The following is a 19,990-nucleotide window of genomic DNA, read 5'->3' as shown; positions in this document are numbered from 1 at the left end:
AACGGCTGACGTGTCGGCTCAGGACTCGGGGGTGTCCTGCTGCACCTCACGTTCGGAGATCTCTTCGACGGTCACCGGCGCGGGTGCAGCGGGCCCGAAGACCCGCGAGGCAGCAGTGATCGTGCCCTTGAGGACGTACTGCATGTAGTTCGCGGCGGCCATGGGCCCCACGCCGAAAGGCAGCAGCCCGGCCAGGAGGGGCGGTCCGACCGCCAGCGACCAGGCCCGGAGGATCTCCGACTGTGAGGCGGCGATCTCCTGCCGCTCCTTCGGCGTCAGGGCCGCCAGGGCGTCATACGCAGCGGCCTGTCCCAGCAGGGACGCATGCGGTCCCAGGATGGCGTCGGGGCGGATCTTCCCGGTCTTGTCGAGCTTGACCGCTCCGTCCGTGAGAATCAGGAGGACGGCGATGCGGGTGAGTTCCGGGTCAGTGAGATCCCTGTCGTGGAGGAGTCCGACCTTGATCGCCGCACTCACCGACTCCTTCAGGACCTCCCGCAACGCGACGGGGAGCGCGGCGGCCGAGATCGCTGTTCCCACGCCCGGGAGGATCGACGGCAGGGAGTAGGAGACCGCCCGCGCCGCCTTGATCCGGTTTCCGCGCGTCACCTGGTTGACTAGGTCTCCCGGCGCCACCAGGGGCTTGCTCGCCCGGACCTTGTCGACAGCCGCCCGCGCCTCCTCGAGGGAGGGTTGGAGAGTCCGGTTGATCAGCGCCATCGCACGCTCGACCGTCGCCTCGACATCGAACTCCGGCTTCGGGAGGTTGAAACCGCCGGTCATGTGGGTCTCCTGTCCGTTGGCGACTCATGGAGGATGCCAGCAGACACTCCGGTCGGAGACCCCGCGGGGTCCCGACCGCCGATCAGGCGATGCGCTCCGACTCCTAGACGGAGCCGGGGTCCGCTCGAGTCTCGCTCGACCTAGTGACGCTGGGCGATCGAGTCACCGCCATCCGTTGCTGGTGCGACAGAAAGATCACGGTCCGTCCACAGGAGCTCGGCAGGAAGGCGCTCCTTGCCCTTACAGTCACCCGACCTTTGAGGCGAAGTGACTGTTCAACGGGGGTGTCGTGGCTGCTGCGCGCAGCGCTGTGGACGTGGTCGACGGCGAGGTCCGGGAGCTCATCCGGCGACGCGGTCTCGACCCGTTCGTGGATCCGGCGCCGGTGCGGGTGCTGGTCCGCGACGTGCTGGCCGACTACTCCGAGCGGTCGCTGTCCTCGGCGCTGCCGCCGGTCGGTGACCCGGAGGCGGTGGCCCGGGACGTGCTGGACCGGGTGGCCGGGTACGGGCCGCTGCAGCGGTACCTGGACGACCCGGAGGTCGAGGAGATCTGGGTGAACGCGCCGGGGCGGGTGTTCGTCGCCCGGCGCGGCCGGTCGGAGCTGACGACGACGGTGCTGGGGCCGGGGCAGCTGGCGGACCTGGTGGAGCGGATGCTGCGCACCTCGGGACGGCGGGTGGACATGTCGACCCCGTTCGTGGACGCGATGCTGCCCGACGGCTCCCGGCTGCACGTGGTGATTCCGGACGTGACCCGCCGGCACATGGCGGTGAACATCCGGAAGTTCGTGCTGCAGGCGCACAGCCTCGACGAGCTGGTCGCGCTGGGCACACTGACCGCGCAGGTGGCCCGGTTCCTGGATGCCTCGGTCGCGGCGGGGCTGAACGTGCTGGTCTCCGGCGGCACCCAGGCCGGGAAGACCACCTTCCACATCTCGTCGAGTGGACGTGAGTGCCGTCGGCAGCCCCTGCAACGACGACAGGCCGCTCTGATCGTGTATCAGGCCGCTTCCTCCCGCGCTCCTCACGACTGATGTTCCGTCTCGCATCGAAGGGAGCCGACCATGGGGAAGTTTGATTCCGTGGACCGGGTTGGCCGTAGTCGCAGTTGGTCTCGGGCTGCTGTTCCTCCTCCCTGCCAGTCCTTACTGTCCCTACGCGGGAGGTACCGGCATCGTGGCCGCCAGCCCGTGCGACGAAGCGCAGGCGGCGGAGGAGAGCAAGGGCACCCTCCAGTGGATCACCGCAGCTGGTTACCGGGATGATGGGTCTCGGGGCGCTCATCCAGGCGGTCAAGAAGCACTGACGGACGCGGAAGTGTCGGCCGCCACGTGGTCTTGGTGACCAACGCACCCCAGCGGCGGCTGGTCCTCTTCGTGCGGCTGGCCCGGTGACGAGTGACGTACGCGGCCTCGACCAGCGCCCCGCCACGTCGAGGTGCTGCACGGCGGCCCGTGGATCGCCGGGGTCCGGGACGGCCTGGGGCCGCCGGACGGCGAGTGGCGGGCATCGGTGACCTACTCAGTCGTCCACGCCGTGCAGACCGCGTTCTGCAGCGGGCAGCGGACGCAGACCGCGTCTCGCACGGACCGGTGCCGGAGACGGGCTGTGCAGCCGCTCCGACCTGGAGGGACTTCTTCTGCGCTCTCGACCCGACGGGCGAGGGCGATGGACCGGTCGCGTCTCCGGCACCGCCGGGTCTCGCGTACGCCGGGTGATGGGTGTACGGCTGACGCGTGAGCGGTCGGGGCACCGATTTCTTCATCAGTCACGCCGGTCGGGACACCGGGTGGGCGGAGTGGCTGGGGTGGCAGCTGCAGGAGGCCGGCTACAGCGTCGAGCTGGACGTGTGGGACTGGGCCCCAGGCCAGGACTTCGTGGCCCGGATGTCCGCGGCGCTGGAGCGAGCCGATCGGCTGCTGGCGGTGTGCACCGAGGCCTACTTCGCCTCCGCGTACGGCGGTGCGGAGCTGCGCGCGGCCTTCGCTCGCCAGGCGAAGGCGGGAGGCCGGATCGTGCCGGTGCTGGTGGAACCGGTCATCCTGCCCGCGTTGTACGCGCCGCTGATCCATCTGGATCTGACCGGCCTGGACGAGGCTGCGGCGGCCGCCCGGCTGCGGACCCGGCTGGCCGGGGGCCGCCCGACCGGCCCGCCCGCGTTCCCCCGCGGGGATCCGGCGCGGGCTGACAGCCGAGGCGACCGGCCGCGGTTCGCCGGTGCCCTGCCGGCGGTGTGGCGGGTGCCGCCGCGCAATCCACGGTTCACCGGCCGGGACGGCATGCTCACCGAGCTGCGTCGGCGGCTGCACGCCGACGAGGGCACGCTCGTGGTGCAGGCGCTGTACGGGCTGGGCGGAGTGGGCAAGACTCAGCTGGCGATCGAGTACGCGCACCGGTTCGCCGCCGACTACAAGCTGGTCTGGTGGATCGACGCCGAACAGCCGGTGCTCATCCCCGATCAGCTCGCCGGGCTCGCCGCCCGACTCGAACTGCCACCCGGGCCGACGGTGGCCGACACCGTGGACCGGCTGCTCGCCGAGCTGCGCAGCCGCGGCCGGTGGCTGCTGATCTTCGACAACGCCGAGCGGCCGGCCGACATCGCCGCCTACCGGCCGGGCGGGACCGGGCAGGTGCTGATCACCTCCCGCTATCCCGGCTGGGGCGCCTTGGGCGGGCGGCTGGAGGTCGACGTGCTGGCCCGGATGGAGACGATCGCGCTGCTGCGCGCCCGGATCCCGCAACTGGCTGAGGAGCTGGCCGACAAGCTCGCCGTAGAACTCGGCGATCTGCCGCTGGCCGCCGCCCAGGCCGCCGGTTACCTGGAGCAGACCGACCTGCCGGCGGCGGATTATCTGCGCCGGTTCCGTGCCCACCGGGCGAGCCTGCTCGCCCGCGGCGACGTCGTCGGCTATGCCGGCCGAATCGACACCGCCTGGGCGTTGTCTCTGGATCGGCTCAAATGCGACGACCCGGCGGCGGTGCAGCTGCTGGAGCTGGCCGCCTTCCTCGCGCCCGAACCGATACCGCTGTCGGTGTTCGGCGACCACGCCGACCTGCTGGATGAGCCGCTGCGCACCACCGCCGCCGACCCCGACGCCCTCGCCGACACCGTCGGCGCGCTGGTCGGCTACTCGCTGACCCGCCGCTCCGCCGACGGCTTCCAGGTGCACCGGCTGGTGCAGGCGGTGATCCGCCAGCAGCTTGCCCCCGACCGGCGGCAGGCCACCGCCGAGCAGGTGATCGCGCTGCTGGCCGCCGCATCCCCCGGCGACCCAGACAATCCGGTCAGCTGGCCCGGCTACGCCCAGCTCGCTGCGCACGTGCTCGCGACCGCCCCGCTGGGCGACTCCTCTCCCACCGGCCGGCGACTGGTCTTGGATGCCACCCGCTACCTGCAGGTGAAAGGAGACAGCTCCGGCAGTCGGGCCGTCGTCGAGCCGCTGCTCGACCGCTGGCGGTCGGTCCTCGGCCCGGATCATCCGGACACCCTGACCTCCGGGAGCAGGCTCGCTTTCGCCCTGATCGGGCTGGGCGAGGCAGAGCCGGCCCGCGCGCTGGGCGAGGACACCCTGCAGCGGAGCCGCCGGGTGCTCGGCCCGGACCACCCGACCACTCTGGAGGCGGCGGCCGCCTTAATACACGTACTGGGCTTGGTCGGCGAGGTGGAGCCGGCCCGCGCCCTGGCCCAGGACATGCTGCAGCGCTCCCGTCGGGTGTTCAGCCCAGACCACCCCCTCACCCTGTGGGCGGCGGCCGCTGTGACCGTCGCTCTCGTCTTGCTGGGTGAGGTGCTGGCGGCCCGGGCCGTGGGCCAGGACACGCTGCAGCGCTGCCGCCGAGTGCTCGGCCCCGACCACCCCAGCACCCTGTCGGCGGCGGGCGGCCTCACCTGCGCACTTGTCCCGCTGGGTGAGGCCGGGCCGGCCCGCGCCCTGGGGGAAGACACGCTGCAGCGCTGCCGCCCGGTGCTCGGCCCCGACCACCCCAGCACTCTGGTGGCGGCGAACGGCCTCACCCTCGCCCTGGTCGTGCTCGGCGACGCCGAGCCGGCCCGCGCCCTGGGCCAGGACACTCTGCAGCACTGCCGCCGGGTGCTCGGCCCGGACCACATCCTCACCCTGACGGCGGCGGTCGCCCTGATCGGCGCCCTGGACCGGCTGGGCGAGGCCGAGCCTGCCCGCGCCCTGGGCGAGGACACGCTCAAACGCTGCAGCCGGGTGTTCGGCCCGGACCACCCGGTCACCCTGTTGGCGGCGAGTGCGCTGACCCACGCCCTGGTCCTGCTCGGCGACAGTGAGCTGGCCCGCGCCCTGCGCCGAGACACCCTGCAGCGCAGCCGCCGGGTGTTCGGCCCGGACCACCCGGTCACCCTGTACGTGACCCAAGTCGCCAACATTGGCCATGCCACACCGGGTGATGAGGCTGCGGAAGGCACGAGCGGGCCGCCGTGAACGTCCTATCCATCACCTGGAACCGAAACCTTGACGTCTTCCCGCGACCCGCCCCCCGGGGGAGGATCCCGGACCGAGGCGATGGCGTCTCCACGTGTCTCAGTCCATGCGGCGCACCATCACACCGCCGCCGTAAGGGAGTGTCCCTCAGCGGGGAACGACTACGGACGCCAGTGGTTGAGTGCTCAAACTTCTGAACCTGGCGCGCCGATTGCTCACCTCACGGACGGTCATGTAGAGGGACGGGGCAGGGGGTACCCCCCGGTTGTCCGCCACTGCTCGTCGGTTCTACGCCTCGGCAACACTTGCGACGACGTCATGCTGACGGCCGTTTGGCGACGACGTCGGCGACCCCCGCAGCACCATCACCCCTTGCACACGTCGACGTACTCAAAGCCGGAGACATAGTCGCCCCACTCGTCGCGGCTGAGGCCGCCGCCGGTGATGGAGCAAGCCGTCACCATGGCGTGATCTCGAAGTTCTAGAAGATCGGTGAGGTTCCACAGCCGCACCGTGCCGTCGAAGCCGGCGGAGGCCAGGGTGTGCCCGTCGGGGGCGAAGGCCACCCCGCTGACCCCGTCGGTGGGGCCGGTCAGCGGGGAGCCAGCCGGGGTGGGGGCGGCCGGATCGGTGAGGTTCCACAGCCGCACTGTGCCGTCATCGCCGGCGGAGGCCAGGATGTGCCCGTCGGGGGCGAAGGCCACCGATAAGAACCCGGCGGTGTGGCCGGTCAGCGGGGACCTCAGGAGGGTGGGGGCGGCCGGATCGGCGAGGTTCCACAGCCGCACCGTGCCGTCGAAGCCGGCGGAGGCCAGGGTGCTTCCGTCGGGGGCGAAGGCCACCGAGAAGACTGGACCCCCGTGGCCGGTCAGCGGGGACCCCAGCGGGGTGGGGGCGGCCGGATCGGTGAGGTTCCACAGCCGCACCGTGCGGTCGCGGCCGGCGGAGGCCAGGATGTTCCCGTCGGGGGTGAAGGCCACCGACAAGGCTCCGCCGCTGTGGCCGGTGAGCGGGGAGCCAGCGGGGTGGGGGCGGCCGGATCGGTGAGGTTCCACAGCCGCACCGTGCGGTCGCGGCCGGCGGAGGCCAGGATGTTCCCGTCGGGGGTGAAGGCCACCGACAAGGCTCCGCCGCTGTGGCCGGTGAGCGGGGAGCCAGCGGGGTGGGGGCGGCCGGATCGGCGAGGTTCCACAGCCGCACCGTGCCGTCGATGCCGGCGGAGGCCAGGATGTGCCCGTCGGGGGCGAAGGCCACCGACAAGGCCCCGCCGCTGTGCCCGGTGAGCGGGGACCTCAGGAGGGTGGGGGCGGCCGGATCGGCGAGGTTCCACAGCCGCACCGTGCCGTCGATGCCGGCGGAGGCCAGGATGTGCCCGTCGGGGGCGAAGGCCACCGACAAGGCCCCGCCGCTGTGCCCGGTGAGCGGGGACCTCAGGAGGGTGGGGGCGGCCGGATCGGCGAGGTTCCACAGCCGCACCGTGCCGTCGATGCCGGCGGAGGCCAGGATGTGCCCGTCGGGGGCGAAGGCCACCGACATGACTTGGCTGCCGTGGCCGGTCAGCGGGGCGCCCAGCGGGGTGGGGGCGGCCGGATCGGTGAGGTTCCACAGCCGCACCGTGCCGTCGAAGCCGGCGGAGGCCAGGATGTGCCCGTCGGGGGCGAAGGCCACCGACCACACCTCGCGGGTGTGACCGGCCAGGGCCCCCGCATACGGCGTCGTGAGCACGTTGTTCACCAAGGCAGATCGGGTCTCAGGACTGTCATGAAGGTGAACGGCGGCTTCGTTGAACCGCAGCGCCGTGCGTGGGTCTTGGTCGAGACGAACTTCGGCCTGGGCCAGAAGCTGGCGGGCGGTGGCGAGGAGTTGGCGCTCCTCGGCGACACGCCTCTGGTCCTCCGCGGTGCGTTGCTGGTCGAACGCGAAGGCGGCGAGGCCCAGAGCGAGGACCAAGAGCGACGACAGGATGGTGACGGCTCTGCCGCGGCGGCGCCGGTCGCGGCGGATGCTGGCCCGCAGGAAGTCCCGAGCGTGGGCGCTGAGCTCGACGCGGTCGGCAACCAGGTTCCGGCGGGGGCGTGGCCACCGGCTCGCCCATCCTCGCCTTGGAGCAGGCACCTCCGCGGCGGGCGCCGTTCCGTGCGATGTGCGGACGGTCTGAAGCCGGGCACCGGTGTCGGATAGCGCGGCGGCCAGGTGCCCCCGTTCCCACAGCCGCGCCGACGGCTGCCCTTGCTCGGCCCAATGTTCGGCGGCTCGCTCGATCTCGCGGCGGGCGCGCAGCGCCGTAGCGGAGGCGGTAATCGCCTGGCCCAGCGGTGGCCACGCGGAAAGGAAGGCTTCGTGGGCGACGCCGAGGACGACGCGGTCATTGTCCGTGTCGGTGGTGAGCAGCCGGCGGTCGACGAACGGCTGCAGCTCGGTGCGCACCTGTTCGGGGAGCTCGTCGCGGCGGATGCGCCACCGGGTGGGGCGGTCTTGTTCGTCGACGGTGACCAGTCGCAGCAGCTCCCGGATCACCTGGTCGGGGTTGCGCCCCCCTGCGGTGACGGCGTCGGCGAGTGCCGCGTCGGCCTGCCCGGCCAGCACTCCGTGCACCTCGCCGAGTTGCTCGTACCGCGCGGTGGATAGCCGGCCGCCGCGGGCGACGCCCTTGGTGAGCTGGGCCAGGGTGTAGGCCAGCAGGGGCAGGGCCTCGCCGCCGCCGGTGTCGGTGACCAGCCGGGTCACCAGGTCGGCGTCGATGGCGATGCCGGCCCGGTCGGCCGGGCCCTCGATGACCGCGCGCAGCGCCTCGGGTCGCAGCGGCCGCAGCGCGTGCGTGCGGGCCGGGAGGACGGACAGTTCCGGGCTGGCCAGCACTTGATCGAGGAACTCCGGGCGCAGCGTGGCGATCACCTGCACCGGCCCGGCGAGGGCGTCGCGCAGCAGCTCGGTGAACCGGGACCGCTCCTCACACCCGGTCTGGGTCAGCAGCTCCTCGAACTGGTCCACCATGATCAGCAGGTGCCGGCGGCGGCGACCGGGCACGGCGAGCAGCAGGTCGTCGACCAGCCCGCCGACCCCGCCGTCGTCGAGCCGGCGGCGCACGTCGGTAGCGGTCCAGCACAGGCCGAGCTGTTTGGCCGACGCGGCCAGCTCGCGGGCCAGCGCCGCGGTCGGTTCGGTGCCCGGCAGGATCGCCGGTAATATCCACCACTCCGCCTCCGCGGCCATCACCGGCAGCAGCCCGGCCCGCACCAGCGAGGATTTGCCGCAGCCGGACGGGCCAACGACGGCCAGCATCGCCGGATCGGCTCGCTCCGCCGGCGAGCGCAGCAGCGTGGCCAACTCGTCGATCTCCCGGGCGCGGCCGAAGAACACCGAGTGCTCGTCGGTGTCCAGCGGGCGCAGGCCCGGGAACGGCGAGCGGTCGTCGAGCCAGCCGGACCCGCCCGCGGCGTCCACCCGCAGCAGCTCTGCGGCTAGCTTCGCCCGGGCGGTGGCCGGGTCCTTGGTCATGTCCACGTGCTGGAGGGACTTCACCAGCGGGTGGCTCACCTCGGGTTCGGCTCGGACGGGCAGAACCCGGCTGCCCCGCGAGTGGGCGATCGCCACCTCGGCGGAGCACCACACCGACTCCAGGTAGGCCGAGGTCAGCACGCAGACCACGGCGTCGGCCCAGCGCAGCCGCTCGTGCAGCCGCCTCTCCCACTCCTCTCCGACACGGATGCCGCCGTCGAGGTCCTGATCGAGGAACACGTCGTGGCCGTCGTCGATCAGCCATCGGTGCACCTCGCCGGCCAGGGCAGTGTCCTCGCCGGAGTGGCTGACGAAGACCCTGGCCATGAGCCACCCCCAGGGGCGTGTTCCGTGCCGGTTCAGCGTCGCGGGTTCACCACGGACCGTCGACGCCGAGCGCGCCCCGCCGCCGGGGCTTCCGTGTCCGGATCGGTCTTCAACAGAGGCCCGGACGAGCGCCCGTGATACGGCCCTGTGGTCAGCCCGCCGGTGGGCGCTCTCGGTCAGCCAGTTCGCGGCCCTGCGTCCACTTCGCGTGCTCCTGGGAGATGAGGCCCTCCAGCCGCTCCGCGAGCACACGCTGCCGGTCCCCGGTCGCATAGGGCCCGGCGCCGGACAGGAACAGGAACTTCTCGTGCTTCAGCGCCTCGGCGGTCGACCGGTACAGCACCCAGTTCGTCTGCCACTGGAACAGGTGCTGAACGGACTCCAGGATGACGACGGTCGCTCCCAGCGCGGCCGTGAGCAACGCCGGTCCGCCCACCCCGGCCACCACCGGGATGGCTGCCGCGACGACGATCTCCACGACCTTCAGCCGGAGGAACGCCCGCTGAGCGGCGGTGCTCTTCCGGTCGTACCAGTCGAGCTGGTCGACCAGCCGCGCCCAGGCCGGATGGTCCAAGCCGGGGTCGGCGCGTGACCCGGTGTCCTCGGGACCCGTCATGGCGCCATGCTTCCGCGTTGGGCTCGGGTCGGTCCATCAGCCCGACCCTGCGACGCGCAGACGGGAGGTGCCTAGTAGCGGGCGGCCGGTGCGTCTCCAGGAGCCGCCGGTCCGGCCGGGAGCTCCGGGCAGGTCCGTTCGTACGGAAGTCCGGGCAGCACCTGGTGCCACTCCTGGATCGACATGTTGCGGTTGAGCAGCGAGCAGCCCGCTATCAGCCACGAGTCGAACTCCCGGTCCCACAAGCGTGCCGTCCCGTGAGGCTCGCGCTGGCGAGCTGCCGGCCGTCGGGGCTGATCGCCACTCCGAGGACCTGGTCGGAGTGGCCGGTCAGCACGCGAGCGCCGGACGAGCCGTCCGCGCTGTCGCAGAGCCGGATCGCGGGGTCCCCGATCGATGCGGCGAGGAACCGCCCGTCCCGGCTGAACGCCACGCCGTAGACCTCGCCGGTCGCGCCGGTCAACGGCCCCCCGTGCGGACGGCGGGCGGGGAGGTCCCACCGCAGCACGGTCCCATCGGCGCTGGCCGAGGCGAGCTGTCTCCCGTCCGGGCTGAACGCGACGTCCCACACGGCGTTCGTGTGGCCGGTGAGCGGCGGGCCCGTCCTGCCGACCTCTCGCCACGTCCCAGACCCGGACGGTTCCGTCCTTCCCTGCGGAGGCGACCGACGCGCCGTCCGGGGCGAACGCCACTCCGTAGACCTCCTCGGCGTTCCCGGTGAACTCCATCAACTGCCGGCCTGACGCCGCATCCCACAGCCGCACTGTGCCGTCGACGCCGGCCGAGAGCAGCTGCCGGCCGTCCCGGCTGACGTCCACCGCGGTCACCTCGCCCACATGTCCATCCAGCACACCGGTAGGTCTGCCGGTCTCGGCGTCCCACACCCGGAGGGCTCCATCCGCACCGGCGGTGGCGAGGAGCCGGGAGTTCCGTCCGAACGCGACACCGTTGACGGCCGCGGGGTGGTCGAGCACCGGGACGTCGTACGGCCGGCCCGACGAGACCTCCCACAGCCGGGCGGTAGCGTCCTTACCGGCCGTGGCCAGCAGGCGGCCGTCCAGGCTGAAGGCCACGTCCTCGACGGCGTCGGTGTGCCCGACGAGCGGGCGGCTGACCGTGATGGTCTCGACCACGTCCCACAGCCGGACCGTGCGGTCCCAGCCCGCGCTGGCGAGGGTGCGCCCGTCGGGACTGGACACGAGGCCCTCGACCTCGTCAGTGTGGCCTCGGAGATCGAGACCGAGCGGCCGGCCGGTGTCCACGCTCCACAGCCGCACCGCGTCATCGGCGTCCGCCGTTGCCAGCAGTGTGCCGTCCGGGCTGAAGGTCACGCCGCGCACGGCGTGTTCGTAGCCGTCCAGCGGCGGACCGTTCGGTTGGTGCGTGATCGGATCCCAGAGCCGGACGGTCTGGTCCCAGCTCGCCGTGGCCAGCCGGCGACCGTCAGCGCTGAACGCGACAGCCTGGACATCGTCGGCGTGCCCGACGAGCGGGGCGCCGTCCGGGCGGCCGCTGGTGACATCCCAGAACCGGGCGGTGGTGTCGGCGCTCACCGACACCAGGAGACGGCCGTCCGGGCTGAACGCCACGTCGTAGACCTCGCCGGTGTGGCCGGCGAGAGGCTCGCCGCGCTGCCGTCCCTCGGCGACGTCCCAGAGCCGGACGGTCCCGATGGTCGACCTCGGGCTGTTCTTCTGGCGCCCGGAGGACGCGGCCGATCCGCTGCGGTTCGCCCGCGACTACTTCTTCGAGCTGACGCCGCAGATGGGCGCGCTGATCGCGGGGATATCCGCACCGCCCGAGCCGTGCGTACCCCCCCGAGCTCCAGGGCACCCCCGGGTTCGCCATCCTGGTCGTGAGCTGGGGCAGTTCCGAGGAGCACGCGGCCGCCGTCGAGCCGCTGCGCAGCCGCGGTCCGGCCTTCGAGCTGGTCGCCGCGATCCCGTACGTCGCCCTGCAGCAGATGCTCGACGCGGGCTCGCCGTGGGAAGCCCACGCCTACGACGAGTCCCTCAACTTCGACGAGCTCCCGGACGAGGCGATCGACGTCCTCGTCAGCTGGCTGCCCCGCAAGACCAGCCCACTGTCCCTGCTGCCGATGTTCCCGCTGCGCGGCAGGGTCCGGGACGTCCCCGACGACGCCACCTCCTTCGGCCCGCCGCGGAGCCGCCGCTGGGCGGTGAGCATGGAGGCGGTCACCACGGACGCGGAGACCCTGGCCGCCGACCGGCAATGGGCGCGCGACCTCTGGACGACCCTGCGGCCGTACGCACCTGACGACGGCGCCTACGTCAACGTCGAGTACGACACGGACGCCGCGCGCGTGCGCACCTCCTACGGCGAGCAGAAGTACCGGCGGCTGGCTGCCCTCAAGGCGGAGTGGGACCCCGAGAACGTGTTCCGTTCCACCGTCAACATCGCACCGGAGCCGGCCGGGGCCGACGTCCCCTCCCCGCGCGGCACCACGGAGGCCTCGGTGACCGAGCGCAGCGGCTGAGCGGCTTGCTGGGCGGCGGTGCATCGAGGGTGATCACCCTCGTCGTCTGTCAGGCGTCCTTGTCCCGGTTCGCCTTGACCAGCTCGGCGAGCAGCCGGTTGGTCTCGCGTTGCTGCACGACCAGTTCCTCGAGGAGTTGACGAGTGACGACGGTCTCGTTGAGCGGAGGGGCGCCGAAGCTCGTCGAGATGGCCTTGACCATGGGCCGACGGTAGATGGACCAGCTCGCTCGCGCGCGGTGGCGACCCGTCCGGACGGATGAGATGGCGAGGTGGCTCCCTGCCGGGCTCGGACCGACACCTGGGTGAGGTATTTCCAGCCCTTGGTGTCCTCGTGGCAGGCGGCCACCGCGCCGACTCTCGGTCCAGCTGATCGGGCGTCCGCCCGGACCCTGACCCGAGGGAGCACCGGATGACCACCATGGGTGTTGAAGAGCCGCCATCGGCCGAAGTGCCACAGCGCGGAGGGTTCCTCGGATCGACCGGGTCCACCGGGCGGGCGAGCCCACGCTTCGAGCTGACGCTCGCCGTGCTCGGCGCGGTGTGCAGTGCTGTCGCCACCGGTGTCCTGGACCGGCTCGACGTCTCTGCGACCGGCAAACTGATCGGCTTGGCGGTAGGTGCCGCGCTCCCACCCTTCATTGCCGTGGCCGGCCGGTGGCAGCACGTCCGGGTCGCGGCCGCGACGCTGATGACGGTCCTGGCGCTGATCCTCTCCTACAGTGGCTGGCTGGTCTTCGCGAACGTCTCCGATACGGAGCCCGTCGTTCCAACCCCACAACAGGTCATAGTGGGGCTGGCTGGCGGGGGCGACGCCCCGGCCGATGCCCCGGCCGAAGACCCGACCGACGCCATCGAAATGTGGGAAGGTGAGCTCGGCATCCGTGTGTCGCCCGGTTCCATCACGTGCGACGAGTCGGGGGCGTGCAACGGCGTGACCGTCACCAGCATCGGTACGGGATTGCTCGCCATCACGGGCCTCGAGCTCGAAGATGAAGGCGCGACGACCTTGCAGGCGAGCGGCTGTGACAACGCACAGCTCACACAGGGCGGCAAGTGTATTATCACACTCGCCTTCGCTGATGGGAAACCGCCGAAATCCGTGCCGACCCACCTGGTGATCCACCAAAACTTCAAGGGTCCCGCGACGAAGGTCCCGCTCGTCGCGGCCGACCCGGCCGACCCGACCGACGCCATCGAAATGTGGGAAGGTGAGCTCGGCATCCGTGTGTCGCCCGGTTCCATCACGTGCGACGAGTCGGGGGCGTGCAACGGCGTGACCGTCACCAGCATCGGTACGGGATTGCTCGCCATCACGGGCCTCGAGCTCGAAGATGAACGCGCGACGACCTTGCAGGCGAGCGGCTGTGAGAACGCACAGCTCACACAGCGCGACTCGTGCTTTATCACGCTCGCTTTCGCTGATGGGGGACCGCAGGAATCCGTGTCGACCCGCCTGGTAATCCACCAAAACTTCAGAGGTCCCGCGACGAAGGTCCCGCTCGTCGCAGAAGGCCAAGACAGCTCGTCATCGAACCTCGCGGTCGGCAAGGCAAAATGCTTTGTCTCGGGTGGTGATCCGGACCCGGACACGGGCGAGGTGGCAGGGCTTCTTACCATCGACGTGCCGCTCTCTTGGGAAGGGGCGTCCGACCCGCCCACGGTCACCGCCAGCGTGGCCGTGGACGGTCTGCAGTGGACGTCATCCAATGTGGACACGGCCGCGGGCACCCTTCACGTCTCCGACAAATATGAGGGGCCTCAGCCGAGCGAAATCCGGATCATGGTCGACTCGGCAAGTCAGTTCGCCGAGTCGGACGAGCGCGACAACACCGCCGTCTGCTAGCTGTACCCGGCCAGGACGTTGGTGACGGCGGTCGGGCCTGAACGCAGGAGAACCTCCGAGTGGAGTGTGGCTTGTATAAAGGCCCCCATCCGCCCGGAGGTTCTCGTGTCCCACGGTGATACCCGACTCACGGTCCACGGCGTAAGCTGATCATCGACCGGCGTACTTCGGGCTGGAAGCAAGCGCACATTGCCGCGGCGATGGGCATCTCGCGCAAATGCGTGCGGAGCTGGCTCGCCCGCTACGAGGCCGAGGCGGTCGCGAGGGGCGTCGAGGTACCTCCGTGTGGCCCCTGTGGAGCCCGCGGCACAGCGTGACCGACTCGTGGTCGGCTGCGAGAGAGTCGCGGTCGCGGCCCAGCGCTGTGAGGACGATGGCGTAGGTCTGTAGGGCGCCCGGCCAGGTCGAGGGTATAGGTGTCGGGGTGGGCGGTGGTCAGCGCCCGGTAGGTGGCGGTGGCCTTCTCGATGGCGGCCAAGGCGTCCTCGCGGCGGCCCAGGTCGCCAGCCGACCCGACAAGCTGTTCAGCGACGGCGCGCATTCTCCGAGGAGGCGGTCAGGGGCAGGTGGCTCATCGCCCTGCTGCAGATCTTGACGGTCGTATGGGCCTTCGTCGGGCGTCACTGCGCGGGAACGGCGAACGTCCGTCGGGACCACCCGGCCCGAGCCGAGCACGAGACGAGCACGGGGACGCGTAATCCCGGTGCTCGTCGCGCCGGACGGCCCTCAAGTGACCGCGAGCGCGCCGTCCCTGGACCGGGCAGCGGTCGGTAGTTGCGCGGCGGCGTGATGCAGCCGGAAGCAGCCGCCCTCAGAACGACGAGTGCGGCGCCCCCATGCCCGGGTCGATCTGCGCCGGTCCGGCCGCCGAGGGCTCCACGTCGATGTCGAAGATGCCGGTCGGGACGTAGACGGTCGCGCACGAGTTCGGGATGTCGACCACCCCGGACAGCCGTCCCTCGATCGGCGCCGACCCCAGCAGCAGGTACACCTGCTCACGGCTCCAGCCGAACCTGCTGAGGTAGTCGATCGCGTGCAGGCAGGCCCGCTGGTAGGACAGGTCGGAGTCCAGGTACCGCTGCTCGCCGTCCAGCGTCACCGACGTGCCGGAGAACGCCAGCCACCGGTCGTAGCGCGGCTCGACGTTGCCCGGCATGAAGACAGCGTTCTCCGCCACCCCGTAGGTCTCCATGCCGCCCTTGATCAGGTCGACGTGCAGGTCGAGGAACCCGCCCATCTCGATCGCGCCGCAGAAGGTGATCTCCCCGTCGCCCTGGGAGAAGTGCAGGTCGCCCATCGACAGGTTCGCGCCCGGCACGAAGACCGGGTAGAACACCCGGGTCCCGCGGCTGAAGTTCTTGATGTCCTGGTTCCCGCCGTTCTCCCGCGGCGGTGCCGTCCGGGCCGCCTCGGCCGCGACCCGGTCGAAGTCGGCGCCGGTCAGCGAGCCGAGGACGGCGTCCTGCGGGAGCGGGGGCAGCGCCAGCGGCGGCACCCGGTCCGGGTCGGTGGCGATCAGGGCACCCTCGCGCCGGTTCCACGTCGCGAGCAGGTCGGCCGACGGCGCCGTCCCCATCAGCCCCGGGTGGATGATCCCGGTGTAGGAGACCCCGGGCACGTGCCGCGACGTCGCCGTCTGACCGCGGAAGTCCCAGATCGCCTTGTAGGCGTCCGGGAACTGGTCGGTGAGGAAGCCGCCCCCGTTCTGCTTCGGGAAGATCCGGTGTACCCCCACCCCTGGCCGGCCAGCGGGCCGGAGTCCTCCTGCGGGATGGGCCCGACGTCGAGGATGTCGACAAGCAGCAGGTCGCCCGGCTCGGCGCCCTCCACCGCGATCGGGCCGCTGAGCACGTGCACCGTCGACAGCGGGGCGTCCCGGACGTCGTCGGCCGAGTCGTCGTTGTGGATCGCGCCGTCGAACCACTCCCGGCAGTGCACCCGGAAGACGTCGCCGGGCCGCACCGTCACCGCCGGCGGGATGTCCGGATGCCAGCGGTTGTGCCCGACCAGCTCCTGCTCGGTGAACCGCTTCGACGAGTCCAGGGGGAAGACGAGCTCGGGCATCAGGGGCTCCAGGCCTAGGGACGGGGGAGTCGAGCGAGGGCGGGGTTGTGCGGTGCCGTCGGCGGGCGGCCGCGCGACGGCGGCCGGGAGACGACGGCGGGGGTGTCTGCGGTGCTCTCCGTGCGATCCAGCAGTGCCCGGTGGCTCGCCGACCCGAGCGACAGGCCCGGCGGGGTGAACACCCGGGGCGCGGCCGAGTCGCAGTGCGGACAGGGGGACGTGTCCGGCGCCGTGCCGATCGGTGCGGCCACGTCCAGCAGGCCGTGCTCGGCGCAGCGGTACACGTAGACGGCCATGCGGCCGCTCCCCTCGGAGGCGGACGTGACCCGGGGGATGGTGCTCCCGTCGACCGACGGAGCACCAGCCCTTTCGCCGCGGTGGCGGGAACGCCGAGGGGCGGCCCCGGGAAGCCCGGGGCCGCCCCCGTGGAGCGCGAAAGGTGCGGTGCGTCAGAAGGCCTTGCAGGTGAGGTAGGCGAAGCCCTCCTGCGCGGCCTGGAACGGGTCGAACGTGGCGTCGCCGAAGCGCGGGTCGTGCTCGACGACGTAGTACTTGGTGCTGCCGCCGGCCGCGGCGAAGATCGACGGGAAGTCGATGCTGCCGCGGCCGACGATCTCGATGCGGTCCCCCAGCTCGGGGTTGAGGTCCTTGACGTGGAACAGCTGGATCCGATTGCCGTACTGCTCGATCAGCGCGACCGGGTCAGCACCGGCGAAGGTCGCCCAGTACAGGTCGAGCTGGTAGACGACGTTCCGCGGGTCCGTGTTCTGCATCAGCACGTCGTACGCGGTGCGGTCGCCGAAGACGGTGGTGAACTCCCAGTCGTGGTTGTGCACCATCAGCGTCTGCCCTGCCTTGCGGGCCTGCTCACCGACGCCGTTGAGGTACTGCGCGTAGGCGGTCCACTCCGCTTCGGTCTCCAGCTTCGGGGTCGCGCCGGAGGAGAAGTACTTCACGCCCAGCACGCGGTTGTCCTGCAGGATCTGCGCGATGTCGGCGGGGCTGGTGGGCGTCCCGACGTCCACGTGCCGCCCCGAGGCCTTGAGCCCGTACTCCTTCAGCACGTCGGCGTACTGCTCCGCGGTCCAGCCGCTGAGGGTGAACGGCTCGACGTTGCGGTACCCCATCTCGCTGAGTCGGCGCAGCACCTCTTCATGGCGGGCCTGGGTGGCCGCGTCGGTCCCGAAGCCGACGTACTCGGCGAAGGTCCACAGCTGGATGGAGACCTTGCTCGCCGGGAGGCTGTTACCGACACAGTCGGAGCTGCCGCGGGCTGCGGTCGACGGCGCGGCGCTCGCCGTGCCGACCAGCCCCACGAACAGGACTGTCGACAGGGCAGCGAGCAGCACGGCCCGCAACGTGTGGCGCAGGCTTCCTGATGTCTTCATGAGTCCCCTTCGAGTCATGGAACGGAGCACGCCGTCGTCCCCACGCTCACCTTGGCGAGGTCACCGAACGCAGCTGGATGTGTGCCGTGCGCCACAAACTAGCAACGCTGCTGCACCCCCTTGGGGTGAAGGTGGGTCACTCGTGCGCGGGAGTCCGGAGCGGGCGGGGCCGCCCCCCCGTCGTCGCCGTCGGTCACGTCCGGTCGGACGCCCGGGGGTCGGGCCGGTCACTGGGGCGCGTGGTGCCGCTGGGGCGCCCTGACCCGTCTGTGCTGGTCAGCGCGGCGATGCCCCTGACATGCTCCGCGGAGCCGATCGGCGCGATCCACGGGGGACGACATGAACAAGCTGCAGCGCGCCATCACCGCGACCACGATCGCCGGGGTCGGCCTGACCCTGCTCGCGAGCCCGGCGCAGGCCAAGGGTGACGAGATCGGCGGGGTCGGCGAGCAGTACTTCCTCAACGACAGCTTCAACGGGGCGGCCAACCGCGTCCTCTTCTACGGCGAGGGCCGCGACCGGGCCTACGTCGGCGACTGGGACGGCAACGGCACCGACACCCTGATGCTGCGCCGCGGCAACACCTTCCTCGTCCGCAACAGCAGCACCACCGGTGGAGCCGACTCGACGTTCGCCTACGGCGACCCCGGGGACACCGTCCTGGTCGGTGACTGGGACGGGAACGGCACCGACACCCTGGCGGTCCGTCGCGGCGGCACCTACCACGTCAAGAACACGGTCAGCACCGGCTACGCCGACACGGTCTTCTCCTACGGCGACCCGGGCGACAGCGTGCTGGTCGGCGACTGGGACGGCGACGACGACGACACGCTCGTCGTCCGCCGCGGCGGCCGCTACTTCGTGAAGAACGACCTGAACACCGGGTACTCCGAGACCGACTTCTACTACGGCAACCCCGGTGACACCGTGCTCGTCGGTCACTGGTCCGCCGGTCAGAAGGGGGACGCTCTCGGCGTCCGCCGCGGCGGGACCTACCACCTGCGGAACTCACTCACCTCCGGGCCCGCGGACACCGTGTTCGGCTACGGCAACCCGGGCGACACCGCCTTCGTCGGCGACTGGAACGGCGACGGGATCGACTCTCTCGGCGTCCGGCGCCCGAGCAATCCCGGCGACGACCTCGACTGTCCCGATTTCCCGACACGGTGGGACGCGCAGGCGTACTTCGACTACTACTACCCCTACTACGGCGACGTCGCCCGCCTCGACGCGGACAACGATCGCAAGGCCTGCGAGGCGAACGCCGGCTGAGCGGAGGGCCTGCCGGCGGGTAGTGGAACGTCCACCGGCAGGCGCTCCGGAATGGCCCGGGAATGGCTCCCGCGTGCGGCCGTCCCGGGCCATCGCCATGCCGTGGGAGGCGCCGGACAAAGCGACCGGGCGCCCACTCCCGGTGTGCATGAAGTGGTGCTCGGGTTCGACGACGACACCCTCCGGTGTCGCCCGCCACCGTGTCCACCGACGTGACCGACGACGAGAGCGACACCAGCGCACGCCCTCCCGGAGGCGCCGGTCCCGGTCGCCGCGCCGTCCCGGCGGTGACGAACAGCCCGGTCACGGTTGCTGAGAGCGCTCACATAGTCCCACCCCGGTAGACCCACGCACCAGGTCGGTCGGAGCGAGTTCAAGCCCCTGACCTGTGTCTTCGCAGGTTTCTCAGAGAGAGGGCTTGACGAGCGCTGAGATAGCGCTAACTTATGACGTAGCCCCACCCGTGAGGCAGGTCACAGACCCTCCCGGGACCGCAGTGCAGCGCACCACCGCACCGCGAACGCGCTGGTCGGAGGCTGCCTGCAGCGCACGCAACGTCGCTCGACTGCACAGAGAGGAATCAGGGATGACCGTGCACGATGCCGCGACGGCACCGGACAGCTCGGTGGCACTCACCTTCTTCAACGATGCCGAGGCGCGCACCGTGGAGGCGATCTCCGAGCGGATCATCCCCGACGGGGGTGACGGCGCGGGCGCGACGTCCGCCGGGGTCGTCTACTACATCGACCGCTCCGTCAGCGGCATCAGCCAGAACCTCCAGCACGTGTACCGCACCGGCCTGCGGGCCCTGGAGCGGTTCTGCCAGAGCGAGTTCTCCGCCCCGTACGTCGATCTCTCGGCCGAGCAGCAGGACGACGTCATCCGGCGCTTCCTGGGCCCCGAGGTCGTGGGCCCGGCGGAGACCCCGCAGATGTACGGCGACGAGGTGGGAGAGCGCGGCGAGCTCGACCGGGACCTGCCCATCCTGCGGCGGCTGTTCGCCGTCGTCCGTGAGCACGCGATCGAGGGCTTCTTCTGCGACCCCGTCTACGGCGGCAACCGCGACGCCGTGGGCTGGCAGCTCGTCGGCTTCCCGGGCGCGTACTGGGGCTACACGGCCGAGCAGATGGGTCCCGGCTTCGACGGCCGCACGCTCCCCATCGCCACCCTCTCCGACCTGCGCCGGCAGCTGCAGGAGAAGTCCCTGCCCGACAACTCGACCTACTACGGCAACGAGGAGAAGTGAC

14 protein-coding genes and 4 pseudogenes are annotated in these 19,990 nt (G+C 71.3%); 7 read left to right on the top strand and 11 right to left on the bottom strand.

Annotated elements, in window-relative coordinates:
- Positions 1-18: 18 nt before the first annotated feature.
- Positions 19-783, bottom strand: coding sequence for a hypothetical protein (locus tag HK417_RS09600; protein ID WP_222265771.1), 765 nt, complete (start codon positions 781-783; stop codon positions 19-21).
- A 289-nt stretch (positions 784-1,072) separates the two neighbouring features.
- On the opposite strand from HK417_RS09600, the gene HK417_RS25290 reads away from it, so the two are divergent.
- Positions 1,073-1,819, top strand: a complete 747-nt coding sequence (locus HK417_RS25290; protein ID WP_308123476.1) for an ATPase, T2SS/T4P/T4SS family — start codon at positions 1,073-1,075, stop codon at positions 1,817-1,819.
- 702 nt (positions 1,820-2,521) lie between these two features.
- Entirely contained in the window at positions 2,522-5,236 is a 2,715-nt protein-coding gene (fxsT, locus tag HK417_RS09590) for an FxSxx-COOH system tetratricopeptide repeat protein (protein WP_222265769.1), read from the top strand.
- 365 nt (positions 5,237-5,601) lie between these two features.
- Here fxsT and HK417_RS25280 read toward each other — a convergent pair whose 3' ends face one another.
- The 6 genes and pseudogenes from HK417_RS25280 to HK417_RS26915 all read right to left on the bottom strand — a co-directional run.
- Positions 5,602-5,940 carry a WD40 repeat domain-containing protein gene (locus tag HK417_RS25280; protein ID WP_308123475.1) on the bottom strand — a complete coding sequence of 113 codons (339 nt, stop codon included), beginning with the start codon at positions 5,938-5,940 and terminating at the stop codon, positions 5,602-5,604.
- A 114-nt stretch (positions 5,941-6,054) separates the two neighbouring features.
- Positions 6,055-6,216 (bottom strand): annotated as a pseudogene (locus HK417_RS26925) (WD40 repeat domain-containing protein); the annotation flags it as partial.
- A gap of 217 nt (positions 6,217-6,433) precedes the next feature.
- Positions 6,434-9,061: pseudogene (locus tag HK417_RS25275) on the bottom strand (nSTAND1 domain-containing NTPase); the annotation flags it as partial.
- 151 nt (positions 9,062-9,212) lie between these two features.
- The gene (locus HK417_RS25270) at positions 9,213-9,677 is read right to left on the bottom strand and encodes a DUF4231 domain-containing protein (protein ID WP_261326260.1); all 465 of its coding nucleotides are present in this window, start codon (positions 9,675-9,677) and stop codon (positions 9,213-9,215) included.
- A 214-nt stretch (positions 9,678-9,891) separates the two neighbouring features.
- Entirely contained in the window at positions 9,892-10,248 is a 357-nt protein-coding gene (locus tag HK417_RS26920; RefSeq protein WP_368858520.1) for a WD40 repeat domain-containing protein, read from the bottom strand.
- 64 nt (positions 10,249-10,312) lie between these two features.
- Positions 10,313-11,350: pseudogene (locus HK417_RS26915) on the bottom strand (WD40 repeat domain-containing protein); the annotation flags it as partial.
- A 182-nt stretch (positions 11,351-11,532) separates the two neighbouring features.
- Between HK417_RS26915 and HK417_RS26125 the strand changes: the two are divergent.
- Positions 11,533-12,174, top strand: coding sequence for a BBE domain-containing protein (locus tag HK417_RS26125; protein WP_222265763.1), 642 nt, complete (start codon positions 11,533-11,535; stop codon positions 12,172-12,174).
- A gap of 49 nt (positions 12,175-12,223) precedes the next feature.
- Here HK417_RS26125 and HK417_RS09545 read toward each other — a convergent pair whose 3' ends face one another.
- The gene (locus tag HK417_RS09545) at positions 12,224-12,376 is read right to left on the bottom strand and encodes a hypothetical protein (protein ID WP_222265761.1); all 153 of its coding nucleotides are present in this window, start codon (positions 12,374-12,376) and stop codon (positions 12,224-12,226) included.
- Between the two features lie 209 nt (positions 12,377-12,585).
- On the opposite strand from HK417_RS09545, the gene HK417_RS09540 reads away from it, so the two are divergent.
- Both HK417_RS09540 and HK417_RS26910 read left to right on the top strand, forming a co-directional pair.
- Positions 12,586-14,019 (top strand): hypothetical protein, encoded by a 1,434-nt coding sequence (locus HK417_RS09540; protein ID WP_222265759.1) that lies wholly within the window; start codon positions 12,586-12,588, stop codon positions 14,017-14,019.
- A gap of 146 nt (positions 14,020-14,165) precedes the next feature.
- Complete coding sequence (locus HK417_RS26910) at positions 14,166-14,336, top strand: helix-turn-helix domain-containing protein (RefSeq protein WP_222265991.1); 171 nt, start codon at positions 14,166-14,168, stop codon at positions 14,334-14,336.
- Between the two features lie 494 nt (positions 14,337-14,830).
- Here the strand turns inward: HK417_RS26910 and fmdA are convergent.
- The 3 genes and pseudogenes from fmdA to HK417_RS09520 all read right to left on the bottom strand — a co-directional run bounded on the left by fmdA (position 14,831) and on the right by HK417_RS09520 (position 17,471).
- A pseudogene (gene fmdA / locus HK417_RS09530) lies at positions 14,831-16,083 on the bottom strand (formamidase).
- 14 nt (positions 16,084-16,097) lie between these two features.
- On the bottom strand, positions 16,098-16,379 hold the full coding sequence (locus tag HK417_RS09525) for a zinc ribbon domain-containing protein (protein WP_222265757.1): 282 nt from the start codon (positions 16,377-16,379) through the stop codon (positions 16,098-16,100).
- Between the two features lie 153 nt (positions 16,380-16,532).
- Complete coding sequence (locus HK417_RS09520) at positions 16,533-17,471, bottom strand: sugar phosphate isomerase/epimerase family protein (RefSeq protein ID WP_222265755.1); 939 nt, start codon at positions 17,469-17,471, stop codon at positions 16,533-16,535.
- A 339-nt stretch (positions 17,472-17,810) separates the two neighbouring features.
- On the opposite strand from HK417_RS09520, the gene HK417_RS09515 reads away from it, so the two are divergent.
- The gene (locus HK417_RS09515) at positions 17,811-18,743 is read left to right on the top strand and encodes a hypothetical protein (protein ID WP_222265753.1); all 933 of its coding nucleotides are present in this window, start codon (positions 17,811-17,813) and stop codon (positions 18,741-18,743) included.
- Between the two features lie 586 nt (positions 18,744-19,329).
- The gene (locus HK417_RS09510; protein ID WP_222265751.1) at positions 19,330-19,989 is read left to right on the top strand and encodes a gluconate 2-dehydrogenase subunit 3 family protein; all 660 of its coding nucleotides are present in this window, start codon (positions 19,330-19,332) and stop codon (positions 19,987-19,989) included.
- The last annotated feature ends 1 nt before the right edge of the window (position 19,990 follow it).

Source organism: Modestobacter marinus (assembly GCF_019799945.1).
Classification (GTDB): Bacteria; Actinomycetota; Actinomycetes; order Mycobacteriales; family Geodermatophilaceae; genus Modestobacter; species Modestobacter marinus_B.
Note: the sequence above shows the minus strand (reverse complement) of the source record. Positions and strands in the feature narration are given on the sequence as shown.